This is a genomic window from Sphingomonas sp. BRN-1R, from assembly GCF_057748035.1.
Genome location: NZ_CM173236.1, coordinates 3,272,469 through 3,292,357, shown reverse-complemented (window position 1 = coordinate 3,292,357; position 19,889 = coordinate 3,272,469). Strand labels below are relative to the sequence as shown.

The 19,889-nt window shown below is 67.5% G+C and carries 20 protein-coding genes; 12 read left to right on the top strand and 8 right to left on the bottom strand.

Features of this window, described 5'->3' with window-relative positions; genetic code table 11:
- Window positions 1-25: 25 nt before the first annotated feature.
- The 4 genes from AC3ANX_RS15385 to AC3ANX_RS15370 all read left to right on the top strand — a co-directional run bounded on the left by AC3ANX_RS15385 (window position 26) and on the right by AC3ANX_RS15370 (window position 4,081).
- On the top strand, window positions 26-931 hold the full coding sequence (locus AC3ANX_RS15385; protein WP_488334132.1) for a UDP-2,3-diacylglucosamine diphosphatase: 906 nt from the start codon (window positions 26-28) through the stop codon (window positions 929-931).
- Between the two features lie 5 nt (window positions 932-936).
- Window positions 937-1,965, top strand: coding sequence for a glycosyltransferase family 4 protein (locus tag AC3ANX_RS15380; protein ID WP_488334131.1), 1,029 nt, complete (start codon window positions 937-939; stop codon window positions 1,963-1,965).
- Between the two features lie 112 nt (window positions 1,966-2,077).
- Entirely contained in the window at window positions 2,078-2,743 is a 666-nt protein-coding gene (locus AC3ANX_RS15375; protein WP_488334130.1) for a cell cycle transcriptional regulator TrcR, read from the top strand.
- 330 nt (window positions 2,744-3,073) lie between these two features.
- Window positions 3,074-4,081: an LLM class flavin-dependent oxidoreductase gene (locus tag AC3ANX_RS15370; protein ID WP_488334129.1), complete on the top strand. Its 1,008-nt coding sequence runs from the start codon at window positions 3,074-3,076 to the stop codon at window positions 4,079-4,081.
- 211 nt (window positions 4,082-4,292) lie between these two features.
- Here the strand turns inward: AC3ANX_RS15370 and AC3ANX_RS15365 are convergent, their stop codons facing one another.
- From AC3ANX_RS15365 to AC3ANX_RS15350, 4 genes are all read right to left on the bottom strand, one after another.
- A complete protein-coding gene (locus AC3ANX_RS15365; RefSeq protein ID WP_488334128.1) occupies window positions 4,293-4,982 on the bottom strand; it encodes an HAD-IA family hydrolase in 690 nt (229 codons plus the stop codon).
- A 133-nt stretch (window positions 4,983-5,115) separates the two neighbouring features.
- The gene (locus AC3ANX_RS15360) at window positions 5,116-6,498 is read right to left on the bottom strand and encodes a sensor histidine kinase (RefSeq protein WP_488334127.1); all 1,383 of its coding nucleotides are present in this window, start codon (window positions 6,496-6,498) and stop codon (window positions 5,116-5,118) included.
- Between the two features lie 78 nt (window positions 6,499-6,576).
- Window positions 6,577-7,242 carry a response regulator transcription factor gene (locus AC3ANX_RS15355; protein WP_488334126.1) on the bottom strand — a complete coding sequence of 222 codons (666 nt, stop codon included), beginning with the start codon at window positions 7,240-7,242 and terminating at the stop codon, window positions 6,577-6,579.
- Between the two features lie 33 nt (window positions 7,243-7,275).
- The gene (locus tag AC3ANX_RS15350) at window positions 7,276-7,581 is read right to left on the bottom strand and encodes a PepSY domain-containing protein (RefSeq protein WP_488334125.1); all 306 of its coding nucleotides are present in this window, start codon (window positions 7,579-7,581) and stop codon (window positions 7,276-7,278) included.
- Between the two features lie 452 nt (window positions 7,582-8,033).
- Here AC3ANX_RS15350 and AC3ANX_RS15345 point away from each other — a divergent pair, with 452 nt between their 5' ends.
- Together AC3ANX_RS15345 and AC3ANX_RS15340 are read left to right on the top strand one after the other, a co-directional pair.
- A complete protein-coding gene (locus tag AC3ANX_RS15345; RefSeq protein WP_488334124.1) occupies window positions 8,034-9,818 on the top strand; it encodes an ABC-F family ATP-binding cassette domain-containing protein in 1,785 nt (594 codons plus the stop codon).
- A 305-nt stretch (window positions 9,819-10,123) separates the two neighbouring features.
- Window positions 10,124-10,432 (top strand): hypothetical protein, encoded by a 309-nt coding sequence (locus AC3ANX_RS15340; protein ID WP_488334123.1) that lies wholly within the window; start codon window positions 10,124-10,126, stop codon window positions 10,430-10,432.
- Window positions 10,433-10,508: 76 nt separating this feature from the next.
- Here the strand turns inward: AC3ANX_RS15340 and rdgB are convergent, their stop codons facing one another.
- The gene (gene rdgB / locus AC3ANX_RS15335) at window positions 10,509-11,141 is read right to left on the bottom strand and encodes an RdgB/HAM1 family non-canonical purine NTP pyrophosphatase (protein WP_488334122.1); all 633 of its coding nucleotides are present in this window, start codon (window positions 11,139-11,141) and stop codon (window positions 10,509-10,511) included.
- Window positions 11,138-11,854, bottom strand: a complete 717-nt coding sequence (gene rph, locus AC3ANX_RS15330) for a ribonuclease PH (protein ID WP_488334121.1) — start codon at window positions 11,852-11,854, stop codon at window positions 11,138-11,140. The genes rdgB and rph overlap by 4 nt, the downstream gene beginning before the upstream one ends.
- 142 nt (window positions 11,855-11,996) lie before the next feature.
- On the opposite strand from rph, the gene hrcA reads away from it, so the two are divergent.
- The 5 genes from hrcA (at window position 11,997) to AC3ANX_RS15305 (ending at window position 15,540) form a co-directional block, all read left to right on the top strand.
- A complete protein-coding gene (gene hrcA / locus AC3ANX_RS15325) occupies window positions 11,997-13,046 on the top strand; it encodes a heat-inducible transcriptional repressor HrcA (protein WP_488334120.1) in 1,050 nt (349 codons plus the stop codon).
- Between the two features lie 25 nt (window positions 13,047-13,071).
- Window positions 13,072-13,614: a nucleotide exchange factor GrpE gene (gene grpE / locus AC3ANX_RS15320; protein WP_488336970.1), complete on the top strand. Its 543-nt coding sequence runs from the start codon at window positions 13,072-13,074 to the stop codon at window positions 13,612-13,614.
- 140 nt (window positions 13,615-13,754) lie between these two features.
- A complete protein-coding gene (locus AC3ANX_RS15315; protein ID WP_488334119.1) occupies window positions 13,755-14,126 on the top strand; it encodes a zinc ribbon-containing protein in 372 nt (123 codons plus the stop codon).
- Window positions 14,127-14,143: 17 nt separating this feature from the next.
- Window positions 14,144-14,314, top strand: coding sequence for a hypothetical protein (locus AC3ANX_RS15310; protein ID WP_488334118.1), 171 nt, complete (start codon window positions 14,144-14,146; stop codon window positions 14,312-14,314).
- 59 nt (window positions 14,315-14,373) lie between these two features.
- Entirely contained in the window at window positions 14,374-15,540 is a 1,167-nt protein-coding gene (locus AC3ANX_RS15305; protein ID WP_488336969.1) for a threonine synthase, read from the top strand.
- 3 nt (window positions 15,541-15,543) lie between these two features.
- Here the strand turns inward: AC3ANX_RS15305 and AC3ANX_RS15300 are convergent, their stop codons facing one another.
- Window positions 15,544-16,284, bottom strand: a complete 741-nt coding sequence (locus AC3ANX_RS15300; protein ID WP_488334117.1) for a 16S rRNA (uracil(1498)-N(3))-methyltransferase — start codon at window positions 16,282-16,284, stop codon at window positions 15,544-15,546.
- Between the two features lie 180 nt (window positions 16,285-16,464).
- Between AC3ANX_RS15300 and AC3ANX_RS15295 the strand changes: the two genes are divergently transcribed.
- A complete protein-coding gene (locus AC3ANX_RS15295; protein WP_488334116.1) occupies window positions 16,465-17,715 on the top strand; it encodes a hypothetical protein in 1,251 nt (416 codons plus the stop codon).
- Here AC3ANX_RS15295 and AC3ANX_RS15290 read toward each other — a convergent pair.
- The gene (locus AC3ANX_RS15290; protein WP_488334115.1) at window positions 17,663-19,888 is read right to left on the bottom strand and encodes a ribonuclease R family protein; all 2,226 of its coding nucleotides are present in this window, start codon (window positions 19,886-19,888) and stop codon (window positions 17,663-17,665) included. The genes AC3ANX_RS15295 and AC3ANX_RS15290 overlap by 53 nt on opposite strands.
- Window position 19,889: the final 1 nt, after the last annotated feature.

Sequence of the window (19,889 nt, the reverse complement as noted above, 5' to 3'; positions counted from 1 at the left end):
GCCCAGACTGGACCGGGGAAGCCGCATGGACGCTGTCACCAGGATTGCGATGGATATGCTCCCGGGCGATGGCTCGGTCGCGGATTTCGCCGACTTCGCCAATTCCAAGCCGTCGATTCCCGAGCATGCCCCGACCGAGCGGCGGCGTTTCCGCACGATCTGGATCAGCGACATTCATCTCGGCACGCGCGGCTGCAATGCCGAGATGCTGATCGACTTCCTCGACCATGTCGACAGCGATACCCTGTATCTGGTCGGCGACATCATCGACGGGTGGCGGCTGAAGAAGAAGTTCTACTGGCCCGATGCGCACAACGACGTGGTGTGGCGCATCCTCAAACGCGCCAAGCGCGGCACCGAGGTCGTCTATATCCCGGGCAATCATGACGAGGTGATGCGCCAGTTCTCCGGCCTCAGTTTCGGCGGCGTGTCGATCAAGCGCAAGGCGATCCACACCACCGCCGATGGCCGCCGGCTGCTGGTGCTGCACGGCGACGAGTTCGACGCGATCACACTCGCGCACAGGTGGCTGGCGCATGTTGGCGATGTTGCCTATGAATCGCTGATGGCCCTGAACCGGCTGGTGAACGCCTATCGCCGCCGCTTCAATCTGCCATATTGGTCGCTGTCCAAACATGCGAAGGCGAAGGTGAAGAACGCGGTCGAATTCATCTCGAAGTACGAGCAGGTGATCGCGGAAGCCGCGGGCGCGCGTGGCGTCGACGGCGTGGTGTGCGGCCATATCCACACCGCCGAGGTGCGCGATATCGGCGGCGTGGAATATTATAACGACGGCGACTGGGTGGAGGGATGTACCGCGCTGGTCGAGCATTTCGACGGCCGCATGGAAGTGCTGCACTGGGCGGACGAGATCGCCGCGCGGGTAGCGGATGCGGAGGCGCCGGCGAAGATTGAGATGATGGCGGCCTGACGCGGGTGCGGATCGCGATCGCCACCGATGCGTGGAGCCCGCAGGTCAACGGGGTGGTCCGCACGTTGCAATCGGTCCGCGTCGAGCTGGAGCGGCAGGGGCACGAGGTGCTGGTCGTCTCGCCCGATCAATTCTATTCGCTGCCCTGCCCGACATATCCCGAGATCCGCCTCGCGCTCGCCAGCACGTCGGGGGTCGGCAAGATGCTCGCGGAGTTCAACCCGCATGCCATCCACCTCGCCACCGAAGGGCCGGTGTGCCTGGCGGCGCGGCGCTGGTGCCTGTCGCAGGGGTTTCCGTTCACTACTGCCTACCACACGCAATTCCCCGATTACGTGTCGGCGCGGACCGGGGTGAACCCTGAGTGGGTGTGGCGCTACATCCGCTGGTTCCACGCGCCCGCGCAGGCGATCCTCGCCTCGACCCGCTCGATCGAGGCGACGCTCAAGGAACATGATCTCACGCATGTCCGCGAATGGGGGCGGGGGGTCGACCTGTCGCTGTTCTCGCCCGCGACCGTTGCCGATCCCGCGTTGCGCGCGCTGCCCGGCCCGATCCTGCTGTATGTCGGGCGCGTCGCGATCGAGAAGAATATCGAGGCGTTCCTCACCGCCACGCATCCCGGCACCAAGGTGATCGTCGGCGACGGGCCGGCGCGCGCCGCGCTGGAGGCACGCTATCCGGACGCGACGTTCCTCGGCGCGCGGTTCGGCGCGGAGCTTGCCGCAGCCTATGCGGCGGCGGACGTATTCGTCTTCCCGAGCCGCACCGACACGTTCGGGCTGGTGATGATCGAAGCGATGGCGTGCGGCACGCCCGTCGCCGCCTATCCGGTGACGGGGCCGCTCGACGTCTTGAAGCCGGGCGTCGGCGTGATGGACGAGGATCTCGACACCGCGATCGCGCAGGCGCTGACGCTCGACCGCGCCGCCTGCGCCGCCTATGGCGGCAGCTTCACCTGGGAGGCGAGCGCGCGGCAATTCCTCAAGGCGCTGGCACCGGTCGGGCTTGAAGGCGAGGCGATCGCCGCGTAATCGCGCCTCTTTTTCGGTGGCGCTTGCTCCGGCGCGCCATCCGCAGTAAGTCATGTGCATTGCTGCGGCCGCTCCGGGAGGGGCGGCCCTTTCCGTTTCTAAGGAGTATCTCGTGGCCCAGCCGCTTATGCCGCACGCGACCGCGTCCTGGCTCGTCGACAACACCGCGCTCTCGTTCGAGCAGATCGCTGAATTCTGCGGGCTGCACATCCTCGAGATTCAGGCGATCGCGGACGATACCGCCGCCACCAAGCTGACCGGGCGCGACCCGGTGCGCGCGCACGAGCTGACGCTGGAGGAGATCGAGAAGGGGCAGGCCAACCCCGACTACCGGCTCCAGATGCTGAAAGGGCCTGAGCAGGTCCGCCGTACCAAGGGGCCGCGCTACACGCCGGTGTCGAAGCGATCGGACAAGCCCGACGGCATCGCCTGGATCATCCGCAACCACCCGGAAATCTCAGACGGCGCGATCGGCATCCTGATCGGCACCACCCGCACCACGATCGCGGCGATCCGCGACCGCAGCCACTGGAACATCGCCAACATCACGCCGAAGGACCCGGTCACGCTCGGTCTGACCACGCAGCGCGAGCTGGACGCGGCGGTGGCGAAGGCGGCCAAGGCGGCGGGCATCGAGGCGCCGGTCGACACGCGGCTGGAAGGTGATCGCGAGGCGCTCATCACCGAACTGCGCGCCCAGCGCGAGCAGGCCGCGCGCGGCGAGAGCGAAGGCAGCACCCCGGCCGAGCCAACCGCCGAGACGCTGTTCCGGCGCTGATACCGGCCACGCGCTGACGCTGGCCCAAGCTGCACCTGATCCCCGGCAAAGCCTGTCCTGAGCGGCTGGCTTTGCCAGCCAGCCGAAGGGGGCGGGGTCCAGTCGGGAAGGTTGCTGTAACTTGGCGCAGCGCCCGTTTAAGCTGGTTCCGTAACTGGACCCCGGCCTGCGCCGGGGATCAGCGCGTCCGCCACTGAACCGGTCGTGCCGAGCGAAGTCGAGGCATCTGCGCGACACGTAACGGCCGGATTGCCTCGCGGTCCGGGCAGGCCGTCGCCTTTTGTACCGGTCGGTCTGGTAAGCCGCCGCCCCCCTCCCTACATTCGCTGCATGACAGCCTATTCGCTCCTCGATCTCGTGCCCGTCGTGCAGGGCGGTTCCGTCGCGCAAAGCCTCGCCAATGCCGCCGATCTGGCGCGCACTGCGGAGAGACTCGGCTTCACCCGCTATTGGACCGCCGAGCATCACGGCATGCCCGGCATCGCCAGCGCCGCCACCTCGGTCGTACTCGCGCATGTCGCCGCCGCGACGAGCACGATCCGCATCGGCGCGGGCGGCATCATGCTCCCCAACCACGCGCCGCTCGCCATTGCCGAGCAGTTCGGCACGCTCGACGCGCTGTTCCCCGGCCGTATCGATCTTGGCCTCGGTCGCGCGCCGGGCTCGGACCAACGCGTCGCGCGCGCGATGCGCCGCACGCTGGCGAGCGACGCCAACGCCTTCCCGCGCGATGTGCTCGAACTGCAAAGCTATTTCGCGGATGACGGCCAGACCGGCATCACTGCCACCCCCGGCGCGGGTGCGGACGTGTCGCTGTGGATCCTCGGATCGAGCACGTTCGGCGCGCAACTCGCCGCGATGCTGGGGCTGCCTTACGCGTTCGCCTCACACTTCGCGACCGATGCGCTGATGGAGGCAATCGCGATCTACCGGCGCGACTTCAAGCCGTCCGCCTTCCTCGCCAAGCCGCATCTGATGGCGGGCTTCAACGTGATCGCGGCCGACAGCGATGCCGAGGCCGAGTATCTCGCCTCCTCGCAGCAGCAGGCGTTCATCGCGCTGCGCACCGGCACGCCCGGTCGCCTCCCGCCGCCGGTCGAGGGCTATCGTGCCGGGCTTGGCGCGCAGGGCAATGCGATGCTCGACCATGTGCTGCAATGCTCGGCGATCGGCGACGAGCGCACCGTCGCGAACGGCATCGCCGCGTTCATCGAACGCACCGGCATCGACGAGATCATGCTGACCAGCATGATGTTCGATCACGACGCCCGCAAACACAGCCTCGAGATCGCCGCGCGGGCGATGCAGTCGCTGGCGCGCGAGCCGGTCGCGGCCTGACCACTCGGCCTGTAAATACGTCCGTTCGCACTCAGCCTGTCGAAGTGCGTGCCCGGAGTGCATCGCTTGAGGCACGTGCTTCGACAAGCTCAGCACGAGCGCGGGAGGCGGTGCGAAAGCGATGAGTCGCACGCCCGAACCGTTCGTGTCGAGCGTAGTCGAGACACCTGCGCTCCGCATCGTCCCTCGACTTTGCTCGGGACGAACGGGATCAATCGCGCCGGATCACGATCCCGTCAGCGGTAACATCCGGCACCAGCCCGGTGTAATCCACCACCGTCACGCAGTCGGTGGCGAGCGGCTTGCTATGCGTCGCGGTCAGCACCAGCACCTCCGCCCCGGCCGCCCGCCCGGCTGCGATCCCGGCGGCGGCATCCTCCAGCACCAGGCACGCGCCCGGATCGGCACCGAGCAACCGCGCGGCCATCAGATAGCCATCGGGCGCTGGCTTGCCGGTCGTGATATCCTCGGCGGCGACGAAGACGGCGGGGGGCGGCAGGCCGGCGGCGGCGAGGCGGCGCTCGGCGAGCAGGCGCGGCGCCGAGGTGACGATCGCCCAGCTCTCCGGCGGCAGCGCGGCCGTGAACGCGACCGCGCCGGCGATCGGGACGATGTCGTCGACGTCCTCCATCTCCATCTCGGTCAGCCGCGCCGCCTCGCCCTCGGGGTCGGCGATGCCGAGCCGGCGGATCGTATCGACCGCGCGCACGCCGTGCATGATCGACAGCACATGCGCGGGGTCGATGCGCTTTTCGATCGCCCACCGCGTCCAGCAGCGCTCGGCCGAGGCGACGCTGCTGAGCAACGTGCCGTCCATGTCGAACAGCAGCGCGGCGAAGGGGCGCTGATATAGGACGTCGGTCGCGTCGCGCGTCCCGATCGTAGTCTGATCCACATTCATCGCGGTTCCTTCAATACCTTGATCACGTTCGTGCTGAGCCTGTCGAAGCACGTGCAACGATCGACGTCACCTGCGGCACGTGCTCGACAAGCTCAGCACGAACGGAGGGGGCGTTATGCGAGACGAACAGGCGTTAGTTCGCCGCCGGCAGGCGCAGCCGCACCAGTAGCCCGCCGAGATCCTCGCTCTCCTCGAGCGCGACGGTGCCGCCGTAGATTTCCGCCACATCGCGCACGATCGCCATGCCGAGCCCGGTGCCGGGCTTGCCGCTGTCGAGCCGCACGCCGCGATCGAAGATGCGCGCGCGCTGTTCCTCGGGGATGCCCATGCCGTCGTCCTCGATGAGGAACTCGACGAAGCCGGCCTGCGCCTTCACCGTCACGAACACGCTGCCGCCGCCGTATTTGGCGGCGTTCTCGACGAGATTGCCGAGCATTTCGTCCAGATCCTGCCGTTCGACATGAACCTGCAAGTCCTTCGGGCCATCGGTGTCGATGCGGACGTGGCGGTACAGCCGCCCGACCGCACGCTCGACCGACTCGAGGCTCGGCCACACGTCGGCACGGCTGTGCGCCGAGCCGCGTCGGCCGACTGCGCGGGCGCGCGCGAGGTGATGGTCGACCTGCCGCCGCATCGTTCGTGCCTCGCGCACCACCGTCTCGCCGAGGTCGTCGGCCTGCGCGGTCGCCGCGTTCATGATGACGGTGAGCGGGGTCTTGAGCGCGTGGGCGAGATTGCCGGCGTGGCGGCGCGCTTCCTCGGCCTGCTTCTCGTTATGCTCGATGAGGGCGTTCAACTCCTCGACCATCGGCGCGACCTCGATCGGCATCGCGCGCTCGATCTGGCGCGCCTTGCCCGCGCGCATCCGGGCGATCTCCTCGCGCACTTTCCGGAGCGGCCACAGCCCGTAGAAGGTCTGGAGCGCCGCCATCACGATCAGCCCGAAGGCGAGCAAGGCGAAGCTCTTGAGCAACGTCGAGCGCAGCACCTTGATCTGCGCGTTCAGTCCGGCGCGGTTCTGCGCGACCTGAAACCGCCAGCGCACCGGCGATCCGGGCAGTTGCACGTCGCGCTCGACGATGCGCAGCTTCTCGTCGCCGAACTGTGTGCTGTCGTAGACGTGGACGCCGAGATCGTTGTGCTGGCCGCCATAAGCGAGCCGGCGGTCCCATAGCGAGCGTGACGGGAACGGCTCATGACCCTTGGCGCTGACCTGCCAGTACAGCCCAGAATAGGGTTCAAGGAAACGCTGGTCGGCCGCCTCGCGGGTGAACATCACCTCGCCCTCCGGCCCGATCTCGGAGGAGACGATCTGGGCGTTGAGGACGTATTCGAGCTGATCGTCAAAATTCTGCGTGATCGCGGTGCTGAGCACCCGGTCGAGCGCATAGCCGCCGATGCTGAGCAGCAGCAGGATCCACGCCGCCGCGATGCCGATCATCCGCCGCGACAGCGACCCTGTCGTTCGCACGCGCGGGTTGGGCGGGGAGGCGTCGACCAGAGGCGCTTCGGTCATGCCGCCATACCATGCGGCTCACCCAAGCGGCGGCCGTCAGGGCGAAGGGGGAAGGCGCCGCACATCGACACGATGGCCTCAGGCCCGAGGCTCTTCGAGGCTGTAGCCCAGGCCGCGGATCGTGGTGATGACATCCTGCCCGAGCTTCTTGCGGATGCGCGTGACGAACACCTCGATCGTGTTCGAGTCGCGATCGAAATCCTGATCGTAGATATGCTCGATCAGCTCAGTGCGGCTCACCACCTTGCCCTTGTGATGGAGCAGGTAGCTGAGCAGCTTATACTCCTGCGCGGTCAGCTTCACCGGCTCACCCGCCAACGTCACCTTGCCGCTGCGCGTGTCGAGCCGCACGTCGCCGGCGATCAGCTCGGACGAGGCGTTTCCGCTAGCGCGGCGGATCAGCGCACGCAGCCGGGCGATCAGTTCCTCCGACTGGAACGGCTTGGCGACGTAATCGTCCGCGCCCGCATCGAGCCCGGCGACCTTGTCCGACCAGCTATCGCGCGCGGTGAGCACCAGCACGGGCATCACCTTGCCTTCCTTGCGCCAGCGGTCGAGCACGGTCAGCCCGTCGATCTCGGGCAGGCCGAGATCGAGCACGACCGCGTCGTAGCTTTCGGTCGAACCAAGGAACAGGCCTTCCTCGCCATCGGTGGCGAGATCGATCGCATAGCCCGCGCCCTCAAGCGTATTCTTGAGCTGCTGGCCGAGATTGGGTTCGTCCTCGACGATCAGAACGCGCATAATGGTCCCCTTGGAATGCTGGCCCGGATGGGCTCAATGGCCGGTGCGGCCGATGATCTGGCCGGAGCGGCCATCGACGTCGACCCAGATGACCACGCCATCGCGCAGGAATTTGAGCGTGTAAATGCCGCTTTCCCCTTCGAAGTCGAAGCCGAGATATTTGGCGCCCCGCATCGTCGGCAACACCCGCGCTTCGATCTCCGGCAGGGGCAGAATGCGCCCCTGCTGGCGTGCGCGCCACGCCTGCTGCTGGTCGCGCTGCTGCGACGCCACGGCGGCGGCCGGCGCGAGTGGCGCGGCGGCAAGCAGGGACAGCGCGAGGGCGACGGGCATCTTCATGGCGTGTCGCATAGGGAGAGGGCGTTGAATAGGGTGTGAATAGCCCGCGGCGCACGCGAGCAGCGAAGCTGCCCGCGAGACGCCGCGAGGCCGGCCGGCGGGTTGGCGAAGCCGAACCCGTCCGACGACGCGGGATTTACTCCCGCGTCGGCCCGGGGGTGGGCGGGCGCGCTGCCACGCGCGCAGAGCCGAGCAGCGCCACGCGACGCCGCGCTGCTTTCCCGGCTTCCCAAACCGTTCGTGTCGAGCGAAGTCGAGACACCTGCGCGCCGGGTGCCCCTCGACTTCGCTCGGGGCGAACGGGGAGGGGGTATCGCATATTGCGATACCCTCAGCCCCGCCGCGGCAAAGCCGCGTCGTCGGACGGGCCTTGCGGCCCGCCGGCCGGGCGTGCGCCGGCCTCGCTGCGCTTGGCTCTCGCTTTAGCTTTGCTAAAGCGTTAGGCGCACGCCATGCCCGCACCTATCCTCGCTTACGAAAACCTCGGCGTCATCCAGGGCTCCGGCTGGCTGTTCCGCGGCCTCGACATTCAGGTCGGCCAGCGCGACCGGCTCGCGCTGATCGGGCGCAACGGCGCGGGCAAGACCACTTTGCTCAAGCTGATCGCCGGCGCGATCGACAGCGACGAAGGGCGGCGCAGCATCCAGCCGGGTACGCGAGTCGTGCTGCTCGAACAGGAGCCGGACCTGCGCACCTTCCCGACCTTGCGCGATTACGTGCAGAGCGGCGACGATGCCCCGCAATCCTATGAGGCAGATGCGATCGCCGACCAGCTCGGCATCGACCTGTCGCGCGAATCCGCGTCTGCCTCGGGCGGCGAGCGCCGCCGCGCGGCGATCGTGCGTGCGCTCGCGCTCGACCCGGATGTGCTGCTACTCGACGAGCCGACCAACCACCTCGACATTGCCGCGATCGACTGGCTGGAGGAATGGCTCAACCGCTTCCGTGGCGCCTTCGTCGTCATCAGCCATGATCGCACCTTCCTGACGCGGCTCACCAAGCAGACCCTGTGGCTCGATCGCGGCGCGCTTCGGCGTGCCGAGATCGGTTTCGGCGGGTTCGAGGCGTGGACCGAGCAGGTCTATGCCGAGGAGGAGCGCAATGCCCAGCGGCTCGACGCCAAACTGAAGATCGAGGAGCATTGGCTGCTGCGCGGCGTCACCGGGCGGCGGCGGCGCAATCAGGGGCGGCTGACCAAGCTGCTGGAGATGCGCGCCGAACGCGCGTCGATGGTCGGGCCGCAGGGCTCCGCCAACCTGACGATCGGCACCGACGATGCGCGCAGCAAGGTGGTAATCGACGCCAAGCATATCTCCAAGAGCTTCGGCCCGCGCACCATCATCGACGATCTGACGTTGCGCATCACACGGAAAGACCGGATCGGTATCGTCGGCGCGAATGGCGCTGGCAAATCGACGCTCATCAAACTGCTCACCGGCACGCTCGCGCCCGACAGCGGCGAGATCAAATTCGCGCAGACGATCGAGGCGATCGTCATCGACCAGCAGCGCAGCAAGATGGAGCCGCAGAAGACGGTGCGCGAAGTGCTATCCGAGGGCGGCGACTGGGTGGACGTGCAGGGGGTGCGCAAGCACGTCATCGGCTATCTCAAGGACTTCCTGTTCGACGGGCATATGATCGACGCCAAGATCGGCACGCTGTCGGGCGGGGAGCGCTCGCGCCTGCTGCTCGCGCGCGAGTTCGCCAAGCCGTCGAACCTGCTGGTGCTCGACGAGCCGACCAACGATCTCGACCTCGAAACGCTCGATCTGTTGCAGGACGTGATCGGCGATTACGACGGCACCGTGCTGATCGTCAGCCATGATCGCGACTTCCTCGATCGCACGGTGACGGTGACGCTTGGGCTCGATGGTTCGGGCACGGTCGATGTCGTCGCGGGCGGCTACGAGGACTGGGAACGCCAGCGCCGCGAGAAAGCGCGCGGCGGCAAGCGCGAGAATCCGCGGAAAGTTCAGCCGACCGCACCGCCCCCGCCGCCCGCGCCCAAGGTCAAGCTGAGCTACAAGGACCAGCGCGATTACGAACTGCTGCCCAAGCGCATCGAGGCGCTCGACGGCGAGATCGCGCGCGACGAGGCGCTGCTGGCCGATCCGGCGCTGTACTCGAAGAATTTCGCCAAGTTCGAGACGCTGACCGCAGCGGTGGCGAAGGCGCGCGCAGAGAAGGAAGCGGCGGAACTGCGCTGGCTGGAACTGGCGGAGATGGTCGAGGGGTGAGCGGCGCGCATCGCGAGCGCTGCCATCCACGACCGAACATGATGAGGATCGGCTGCGCGGGCAATCGCGAGCGGAGGTCAACGCGCGGCGTCGTCTTTGACAATGCATCCATTGTGGATGGCAATGTAAAAAATGCTTCTCGTCGTGCTTCATGTAAGTGTTTGATTGTTGGTGTTGCTGCGAACCGGTGCAGGTTTTGATCGGGTTCTGGGCACATCCTGCGGATCCCGAGCGTTTGACTCTCGGCTGTGCTGATGTACGTTGCGCCGTCCTTCACTTCTGGAAGGCGCGCGAGAGGAGACTTTATGGCCCTCAAACCCATTACTTTCGCTGACGACGACGATCTTATGCGGCTCGACCGATCGAGCGGACGGTTCGAGAAGGTGACGCAAAATGGCGTCACCATCTCCGGCGTCATGGAAGATGGAAAGGTGCAGTGGGAGGCTCGCGACGCGAGCGGCAAGGCCCTGCCATCCTATTGTGTGGAGATCGGCAAGCCGGACGACGTGACGGCGCGTTCGCCGATCTTCATCGATGATCCGACCGGTTGCTATTTCTGTTATGACGACGGGGACTTGCAGCAGTCGATCTGCAACAAGGTGCCCTGCAATTAAGCTGGCGTGATATCGATATAGTGGGCGGGAAGCGCTGTCTTCCCGCCCGTTATGCTCCGGCCTGCTGAACCGCCCTTCAGAACACCGCCGCGACCAACTGGCGGAACGCATCCGCCCGGTGGCTGATCGCCGCCTTCTCCTCCGCCGGTAGCTCGGCGAACGTCTCGTCGCGACCGAACGGCACGAACACCGGATCGTAGCCGAACCCGATGACCCCACGCGGCGGCCACGTCAGATGCCCCTCGGCGCGCCCCTCGAACCACTGGACGTGCCCGTCGGGCCACGCCAGCGCGAGCGTGCAGACGAAATGCGCGTCGCGCGAGGCGTCCGGCCCCTTCGCGGCCAGCGCATCCTCGACCTTCTGCATCGCCAGCCCCCAGTCGCGCCCGGTCGGCGTTTCGGCCCAGTTGGCAGTGTAGACGCCGGGTTCACCGCCCAACGCGTCGACGCACAGCCCGCTGTCGTCGGCGAGCGCAGGCAGGCCCGACAGGTCGGCGGCGGCGAGCGCCTTCAGTTCGGCATTGGCGACGAAGGTGGTGCCGGTCTCCTCGGGCTCGGGCAGGTCGAGTTCCTTGGCCGACACCGCCTCGACGCCGTAGGGTGCGAGCAACGCGCGGATCTCGCGCACCTTACCCTCGTTGTGGCTGGCGATGACGAGCTTGCCGGGGGCGAGCTTGCGGATCGCCTGCGGCACCACCGCGTCGGTCACTTCGCGACCGCGCGTGCCTGTGCGGCGAAGATGTCCGCGCAGCCGATCCGGGCGAGGCGGAGAAGGCGGAGCAGCGCTTCCTCGTCATAGGTCGCGCCCTCGGCGGTGGCCTGCACCTCGGCGATGTTGCCGCCTTCGAGCAATACGAAATTGGCGTCGGCGTCGGCGTTCGAATCCTCGTCGTAATCGAGGTCGAGCACCGGCGTGCCGTTGTAGATCCCGCACGAGATCGCCGCGACCTTCTGCGTCAGCGGATCGGCGGTCAGCTTGCCCTGCGCCATCAGCCCGTCGATCGCCAGCCGCAGAGCGACCCATGCGCCCGAGATCGAGGCGGTCCGCGTGCCGCCGTCGGCCTGGATCACGTCGCAATCGAGCACGATCTGCCGCTCGCCAAGCAGCTTCAGGTCCGTCACCGCGCGCAAGCTCCGCCCGATCAGCCGCTGGATTTCCTGTGTGCGGCCCGACTGCTTGCCCTTTGCGGCCTCGCGCGACCCACGCGTATGCGTGGCACGGGGAAGCATGCCGTATTCGGCCGTCACCCAGCCTTCGCCCTTGCCGCGCATGAACGGCGGCACCTTCTCCTCGACCGACGCGGTGACGAGCACCTTGGTCTCGCCGAAGCCGATCAGCACCGATCCTTCGGCATGTTTGGTGAAGCGCGGCTCGATCGTGATCGCGCGCATCTGGTCTGGGGTGCGGCCGGATGGGCGCATGGTCGTTCTCCGAAATAAGGTCGTGCCGAGCCGTATCGCTGCGCCGAGGGCGTGTCACCCTCTTATCCGCTGGCGAGGAGCGCACCTCGTGCGTGCGACATTCCCGGTTGAGCCGCGCCCGATCCTACCCCACATAGTGGCCATGCACGCCGCCCCCGTCACTGACCTGAACGATCGCGCCCGCGACGTGTTTCGCGTCGTGGTGGAGAGCTATCTCAGCACCGGCGCGCCGATCGGATCGCGCACCATCGCGCATCTGTCGGGCCTCAACCTGTCCCCGGCTTCGATCCGCAACGTGATGCAGGATCTCGAGGAACTCGGCCTGCTCGCCGCCCCGCACACCAGCGCCGGGCGCATGCCGACCGAGACCGGCCTTCGCCTGTTCGTCGACGGCATGATGCACGCGATGGAACCCTCCGCCGAGGAGCGCGCGGCAATCGAATCGCGTGTGCAGCAGGCGGGGCCTGTCGAGGAGGCGCTCGCCGCCACCACCGCCGCGCTGTCGGGCCTGTCGGCATGCGCGGGGCTGGTGATGGTGCCCAAGCGCGAACTGGTGCTGCGGCAGATGAGCTTCGTGCCGTTGTCGGCTGAAAAGGCGCTGGCGGTGCTAGTCGGCGCGGACGGATCGGTCGAGAACCGCGTGGTCGATCTGCCCGCCGGCGTGTCGATTCCCGCGCTGATCGAAGCGGGCAATTACATGACCGCGATGCTCGCCGGGCTGACGCTCGCCGAGGCGCGGCAGCGCATCGAGCGCGAGATGGCGGAGGAGCGGGCACTGGTCGACAGCGCCGCGCGGCTGCTGATCGAACAGGGCCTGGCGGTGTGGAGCGAGGATGGCGACCGCCGCCCGGTGCTGATCGTGCGCGGGCAGGGCCGGCTGATCGACGCCGCCGCCGCCGCCGATCTCGACCGGATCAGCGATCTGCTCGACGATCTGGAGGGCAAGCAGGAGATCGCCCGCCTGCTCGACAGTGCGAGCGCGGGCGATGCGACGCGGATCTTCATCGGCGCGGAGAACAAGTTGTTCTCGCTGTCGGGATCGTCGGTGATCGCCAAGCCGTTTCGGGGACTGGACGGGCGCGTGGTCGGCGTGGTCGGCGTGATCGGCCCGACTCGGTTGAACTATGCGCGCGTTGTCCCCATGGTTGATTTCACTGCCGCGGCCTTAGCGAGAGCGATGGGCCGCGGCTAACGGATTAAAGAACCGGGACTGTATGATGATCGAAGAAAACGCCAACGAAGCCGCCGCCGATCTGCGTGAGGAAACCGCCGAGGCGTCGCCCGAACTCGCCGAGCATGACCGCACGAACGCGCTCGAAGCGGAACTTGCCGAGGCCAAGAAGGCGGTGCTCTATGCACATGCCGAGGCGCAGAACGTCCGCCGCCGCGCCGAGAAGGAAGCCGCCGACGCGCGCGCCTATGCCGCGACGTCGTTCGCGCGCGACCTGCTGTCGGTCGCCGACAATCTCGAACGCGGGCTGGGTGCGATCCCCGCCGAACTGCGCGCCGACGACAAGTTCAAGGCGCTGGTGACCGGACTGGAGGCGACCGGCCGCGAGCTGGAATCGGTGTTCCAGCGTCACGGCATCAAGAAGATCGTCGCGATCGGCGAGAAGCTCGATCCGAACTTCCATCAGGCGATGCTGGAAATGCCGAGCGACAAGGAGCCGGGTACGGTCGTGCAGGAAATGCAGGCTGGCTACGTCATCAAGGACCGGCTGCTGCGCCCGGCGTTGGTGGCGGTAGCGAAGGCGGGGTGAGTCGCGGGGCGAAGTACCGGCCTGAGTTTGAGGCCGCACTTCGCTTGTTCGCTCGCGCGAGCCGGATTCTGACCGATCAGGGTTACGATGCTCCCGTTGTGGTGGGTGGCGCGGCGGTAGAACTATATTCTCGCAGCGCCATGATGACCGGCGACTTCGACATTTCGACTGCCCGTCAATCGGCGTTCGAAGACGCGTTGCAGACGCTGGGAGTCGTGAAACCTCGTGGTTCCGGAAAGCTGGCGCGCGGCTGGCTTCGTCCTGACATGCAACTGGGGTTCGAGGTCGTGGCCTCTAGCTTGTTCAAAAGTCTGGCGGACCGGGAACGCGTGCTTCTCGTGAATCTGGACGAGGATGGCATGGCTGCCTTCGTCTCCATCGAAGACATGATCGCGGATCGTGTCGCGCAATTTGGGTCCGGGTCGGCGCCGGAAATTGGAGGCGCAGGCTCGTGCATTGCTTGCGCTTCACAGCCATGTCGATCGGTCCTATCTGTCCCGCAGAATTTTTGAGGAAACGGCAGGCGACTATGACCTTGGATCGTTCGAAGCCAATCTCGCTGGATGACCTCGCCGCCTATGTGGAACGGCGTCGCGCCGAAACCGGCATCACCGAACTTCCCCGCAACGCCGGTCTGCGTCGCACCGCCAGCAAGCGCGCGCTGCTGAAGGCGATCGCGGAGGCGGGTGGTCAGTGGTGAACCCGAACCCCAACCTCACCGCCGAGCGGCCCACCTTCGTCACGCATCTCGAATGCTCGATGACAGGCGAGCGTTACGAAGCCGATCAGCTTCACGGCCTGTCGCGGGCGGGCAAGCCGCTGCTGGTGCGCTACGATCTCGATGCGATCCGAGCTGCCGCGCCGCGCGCGATGATCGAGGCGCGACCGACCGATCTGTGGCGCTGGCGCGAGCTGCTGCCGGTGCGGCGCACCGCCGATGTCGTCAGTTTGGGCGAGATCGAGACGCCGCTGGTGCCGATCGCGAAGTCGGGCGGCCCGAACGTGCTGGTCAAGGACGAGGGGCGGCTGCCGACCGGCTCGTTCAAGGCGCGCGGGCTCGTCATGGCGGTGTCGATGGCCAAGGCGCTCGGCGTGACCAGGATCGCGATGCCGACCAACGGCAATGCCGGCGCCGCGCTCGCCGCGTACGCCACACGCTGCGGGATCGAGACGATCGTGCTGTGCCCCGACGACACGCCCGAGATCAACGTGCGCGAGATCGCGATGCAGGGCGCGCGCGTATATCGCGTCAATGGGCTGATCGACGACTGCGGTGCGATCGTCGCGCGGGGCGCGGCCGAGGGGTTGTGGTTCGATTTCTCCACCCTCAAGGAGCCGTACCGGATCGAGGGCAAGAAGACGATGGGGCTCGAGCTCGCCGCGCAGTTGCGCTGGCAGTTGCCCGACGCGATCTTCTATCCCACCGGTGGCGGCACCGGGCTGATCGGCATGTGGAAGGCGTTCGCGGAGCTGGAGGCGCTCGGCTGGATCGGCTCCAAGCGCCCGAAGATGTTCGCGGTGCAGGCGAGCGGCTGCGCGCCGATCGTGCGCGCGTTCGAGGAGGGCGTTGAGCATGCCGAACGCTGGGAGGATGCCGCGACTGTGGCGGCGGGCATCCGCGTGCCACGCGCGGTCGGCGATTTCCTGATCCTGCGCGCGGTCCGCGAGAGCGGTGGACAGGCGATGGCGGTCGGCGATCCCGCGATCCTGAAGGCTGTGGACGATTGCGCGCGCAAGGACGGGCTGTTGCTCTGCCCCGAAGGTGGCGCGACGCTGGCGGCATACCGCGAGGCGCTGCGGCTCGGGCTGATCGACGAGGAGGAGAGCGCGGTGCTGTTCAACTGCGCCACCGGCCTCAAATATCCGATGGCCGATGCGAGCCGCACGCTCGACCGGCACCAGCCGATCGATCTCGCCGCGCTTTAACCGCTACCAGTCGCCGCGCGCCGCCATCCACAGGCTGACCGCGGCGGCGGCGGCGGTGTCGGCGCGCAGGATACGCGGTCCGAGCGACACGCCGACCGCACCCGGCAACGCCCGGATGGCGGCCCGTTCGTCGTCGTCGAAGCCGCCCTCCGGGCCGATCAGGATCGCCGCTTGCGCAGGTCCGTCGCGCATCGCCGCGAGCGCGGGGACGCCGCCGGCCTCGTCCGCGAAATAGAGGGTACGGCCGGCTGGCCAGTCGCGCAGCAAAGCGGGCAGCTTCACCGGCTCGGCGAGATCGGGCACGGCGGTGCGCCCGCATTGCTCGGCCGCCTCGATCATGTGCGCGCGCAGCCGGTCCAGGTTGAGCCGGTCGACCACGGTGCGCCGCGTCAGCGTCGGCACCAGCCGCGCGACGCCGAGTTCGCACGCCTTCTCGACCAGCCAGTCGACGCGCCCTTTCTTGAGCGGCGCCGCGCACAGCCACAGATCGGGAACATGCTCCCGCGTCCGCAGCCGTTCGGTCACGTCGAGGATCAGGTCGCGCTTGCCGACCGCGCTCGCCACGCCCAGCCACTCGCCCGACACGCCGTCGAACAGCTTGACCGGATCGCCAACCTTGGTGCGCATCACCGAAACGAGGTAATGCGCCTGCGCACCCTCGACACGGATCTGTCCGGGGGCGAGCGACTGTTCGACGAACAGGCGCGGGGTCGATTGCGGCGGCCAGGCGGGGGTGGCGATCATCGTCGCCTGCCTAGCTTGCATGCGCACCGAGGCCAAGCCGCGCCGGAGGAAAGCCTTTGCTAACCAAGTTGGGGTACGCCAGTCGTTGCGCTGTGTAGGGGGAAAGGGAGAATTGTGCGGAACGAAGCCGGGCGCGCTGCTTCCCTGAAGGTCGCGGATCGGGCGGCACGGATCATGCTCGTGCTGTTCGCACTGAATACGCTCTTCAACCTCGGCTGCCGTGCGCTGGGTCTACACTGGCCGTATAGCACCTTCCTGTTCGCGCCGACCGATCTGTTCGCGGATTTCTTCAAAGCCGCGCTCGGTTTTCCCGGCGGCGCCGAGGTCCGCCCCAGCCATTTCCTCGGTCTTCACGACCGGATCGCGCGCGCGGCCGCGTTTCAGCCCTATCCAGGCATCGCAGCATTGTCGGCAGCCCCGCTCAACCCGTTGCAGATGATGCCGCTGACGATGGCGTATTATCTGACCGAGCTGCGCGCGATGCGGCTGTTCGATCCCGCTGCCGTATTCCTCGCGTCGGCCGCCGCGCTGCTCGGCTGCTACGTCGCGCTTGTTGGGCGCAACGCCGGCTCGCGCGATCTGGCGGAGCGCTGGCTGCGGCTCGGCCTGCTCAGCTATCCGATGCTGATGGTGCTGACGCGCGGCAATCTGCAAGCCGGCGCTGTGGCGCTGCTCGTGATCCAGTCGCTGCTATGGGCGCAGCAGCAGCGGCGTCCGGTCGCCGCAGCCGCGCTGCTGGCGGTTGCGGTCAACATCCGGCCCAACGCCATCCTGTTCGGACTGGTGCTGCTGATCCTGTTCCAACAGGAGCGGTGGCGCGTGTTCGCCACCACCGCGATCGTGGGCTGTGGCACGCTCGTGCTCGGTGCACTGACGGCGCACGCGATGTTTCCGGATTACACCATGGCCACGTTCGGCGGGGGACTGGCGACATATTACCGCGTCTACGTGGTGGGCGACATGGGGCTGTGGTACGGATCGTCGTTGTTCGGCGCGCTCAAACTGACGTTTGGCTACCATCCCGGCATGGATGGCGGCGCGTCGCTGGCCGCGCTCGGCTTGCTCGCGGCGGGGCTTGCGACCTTCTGGCTCCGCAGCTTGTCGAAGACGGTGCTGGTGTTCGTGACGGCGTGCACCTACTGCCTCGCGACCCCGGTCATCGTAGATTATCATCTGCTGTGTTTCGCGGCCGTGCCTATGATGGCGAGCCGCGAGGCGCGTTTGGGACGCGCGGAGTGGATCGCGGTGATCGCCGCCTGCCTGCTGCTCTCGCCGAAGAACTACGTCTTCTTTGGCGAATACTCGCTCCAGATCATCCTCAATCCGGCGACCATGTTCGCGGCGTCGGTCATGGTCGTGGCGCTGGCGTGGCGCCCGGTCAGCGCTTCTTCCCCTGATGCCGGATGTTCGCCGGCCGTCCACGCCGCTTGATGACGCGCGGAGCCCCACGTTCCTCGCGCGCAGGCCGCGCACCGCCCTCGACCATCTCGAAGCGCAAAGCGCCCGACACCGGGTTCGATTCCGCCAGCCGCAGTTGCAGCCGCATGCCGCTGGCATATTCGGTGCCGGTTTCCTCGCCGACCAGCCGGCGCCCGGCCTCGTCGTAGCGGAAATATTCGCGGCCGATGTCGCGCACCGGCATCAGCCCGTCGCCGCCGATCCCCTCGACGGTCGCGAAGAAGCCGAAGCTTGCCACGCCGGTGATGCGCACATCGACCACCTCGCCGATGCGCGTGGCGAGGAAGGCGGCGACATAGCGGTCGATCGTGTCGCGCTCGGCCTCCATCGCACGGCGTTCGAACATCGAGATCGACTGACCGATCTTCTCCATCGCCGCGGCTTCGCCCGCGGTGAGGCCACCCGGCCCGAGCTTGTAGGCATCGACCAGCGCGCGGTGGACGAGCAGATCGGCATAGCGGCGGATCGGCGAGGTGAAGTGCGCGTAGGACCCGAGCGCCAGCCCGAAATGGCCGTGGTTCTGCGGCGTGTAATAGGCCTGCGTCTGCGTGCGCAGCACCTGCTCCATGATCTGCGGGCGGAAATCCACGTCGCCGATCTTCTCGAGGATGTGGTTGAACGTGCCCGGGCGGATCACCTGGCCGAGTGCGAACTCGACCCCGAAGGTCTTTAGGTAATCCTTCAGCGCGACGAGCTTCTCGCGGCTCGGCGGCTCGTGGACGCGGTACATGACGGGCGCCTTCTTCGCCTCCAGCGCCTTGGCGGCGGCGACGTTGGCAGCGATCATATAATCCTCGATCAGCATGTGCGCGTCGAGTCGCTCGCGTGGAGCGACCGAGAGGATGCGGCCCTTCTCGTCGAGCATCACCCGGCGCTCGGGCAGATCGAGGTCGAGCGGCTGGCGCGCCGCGCGCGCCTTGGACAGCGCGCGCCAGCAGCCCCACAGGGGCGCGAGCACCGGCAACAGCGTCTCGTCGTCGTGCGTGCCGTCGATGATCGCCTGCGCGTCCTCATAGGCGATGTTGGCGGTCACGCGGATCACCGCGCGGGTGAAGCGCCAGCTTTGCAGCGCGCCGTTCTCGCCGATCCGCAGGTGACACACCAACGCCGCGCGATCGACGCCCTCTTTCAGCGAACACATGTCCGCCGACAGTTCCTCGGGCAGCATCGGCACGACGCGATCGGGGAAATAGACGCTGTTGCCGCGCCGCCGTGCTTCCTTGTCGATCGCGTCCGCCGGTCGCACGTAGAAGCTGACGTCGGCGATCGCGACGATTGCCTGCCAGCCGCCCGGGTTTGCGGGATCGTCGTCGGGCATGGCCCACACCGCATCGTCATGGTCGCGCGCATCGGCAGGGTCGATCGCGACGATGGGCAGGTGGCGCAGATCCTCGCGGCCCCCCTCACCAATGGCGCCGAGCGGCTGCTTTGCGACGCGGTGCGCCTCCTCGATCGCCTCGGGCGCGAACACGGTGGGGATGCCGAGCTTGTGGATCGCGATCAGCGAGAAACTGCGCGGCGCGAACGGATCGCCGAGCCGCTCGGTCACGCGTGCGGTGATGCGCGGCGGGCGGCCGGCCTTCTCCGCCAGCACGAGATCGCCTGACGCGGCGCCGCCCGCGTCCGAGACCGGGAACTCGCGGCGCTCCTTCTTCTCCACGCCTTGCAGCCAGAGCTTGCCGCCTTCCTCGTGCAGCACGCCGAGGATCAGCTCCTCGCCGCGCGCGAAGCTTTTCATCGGGTGCGCGATCCACCCCTGGCCCGCCTCCTCGGTGCGCGCCAGCACGCGGTCGCCCACCGCCAGCGCGCCGTGCTTGCGCTCGCGCACGCGCAGGCGGGGGGCGGGGGTCTCCGCGTCCCACTTCTCGGGCACCGCCCACACGTTGCCGCCATCGTCGACATCGGCGATGCGCAGCACCGTCACCTTGGGCAAGCCGCCGAGCTTGTGGAAGGCGCGGCCTGGCGCGCTGTCGATCAGCCCCTCGTCGGCCATGTCCTTGAGCAACGCCTTCAATGCGATCTTGTCCTGCGCGGACAGGCCGAAGGCGCGCGCGATCTCGCGCTTGCCGGCGGGCGTGGGCGAGCTGGTGATGAAGTCGAGGATCTGCTCGCGCGTGGGCAGGCCGGCGGGGGGGCGTTTGGGCATC

Bases quoted from the DNA above. Each gene is read 5' to 3' on its own strand.
- AC3ANX_RS15340 (WP_488334123.1), top strand. From the start codon at position 10,124: ATGGCCCTCAAACCCATTACTTTCGCTGACGACGACGATCTTATGCGG.
- AC3ANX_RS15355 (WP_488334126.1), bottom strand. From the start codon at position 7,242: ATGCGCGTTCTGATCGTCGAGGACGAACCCAATCTCGGCCAGCAGCTC.
- AC3ANX_RS15365 (WP_488334128.1), bottom strand. From the start codon at position 4,982: ATGAATGTGGATCAGACTACGATCGGGACGCGCGACGCGACCGACGTC.
- AC3ANX_RS15345 (WP_488334124.1), top strand. From the start codon at position 8,034: ATGCCCGCACCTATCCTCGCTTACGAAAACCTCGGCGTCATCCAGGGC.
- AC3ANX_RS15305 (WP_488336969.1), top strand. From the start codon at position 14,374: ATGACAGGCGAGCGTTACGAAGCCGATCAGCTTCACGGCCTGTCGCGG.
- AC3ANX_RS15310 (WP_488334118.1), top strand. From the start codon at position 14,144: ATGACCTTGGATCGTTCGAAGCCAATCTCGCTGGATGACCTCGCCGCC.
- AC3ANX_RS15360 (WP_488334127.1), bottom strand. From the start codon at position 6,498: ATGACCGAAGCGCCTCTGGTCGACGCCTCCCCGCCCAACCCGCGCGTG.
- grpE (WP_488336970.1), top strand. From the start codon at position 13,072: ATGATCGAAGAAAACGCCAACGAAGCCGCCGCCGATCTGCGTGAGGAA.
- AC3ANX_RS15350 (WP_488334125.1), bottom strand. From the start codon at position 7,581: ATGAAGATGCCCGTCGCCCTCGCGCTGTCCCTGCTTGCCGCCGCGCCA.
- hrcA (WP_488334120.1), top strand. From the start codon at position 11,997: ATGCACGCCGCCCCCGTCACTGACCTGAACGATCGCGCCCGCGACGTG.
- rph (WP_488334121.1), bottom strand. From the start codon at position 11,854: ATGCGCCCATCCGGCCGCACCCCAGACCAGATGCGCGCGATCACGATC.
- AC3ANX_RS15385 (WP_488334132.1), top strand. From the start codon at position 26: ATGGACGCTGTCACCAGGATTGCGATGGATATGCTCCCGGGCGATGGC.
- AC3ANX_RS15300 (WP_488334117.1), bottom strand. From the start codon at position 16,284: ATGATCGCCACCCCCGCCTGGCCGCCGCAATCGACCCCGCGCCTGTTC.
- AC3ANX_RS15370 (WP_488334129.1), top strand. From the start codon at position 3,074: ATGACAGCCTATTCGCTCCTCGATCTCGTGCCCGTCGTGCAGGGCGGT.
- AC3ANX_RS15315 (WP_488334119.1), top strand. From the start codon at position 13,755: ATGATGACCGGCGACTTCGACATTTCGACTGCCCGTCAATCGGCGTTC.
- AC3ANX_RS15290 (WP_488334115.1), bottom strand. From the start codon at position 19,888: ATGCCCAAACGCCCCCCCGCCGGCCTGCCCACGCGCGAGCAGATCCTC.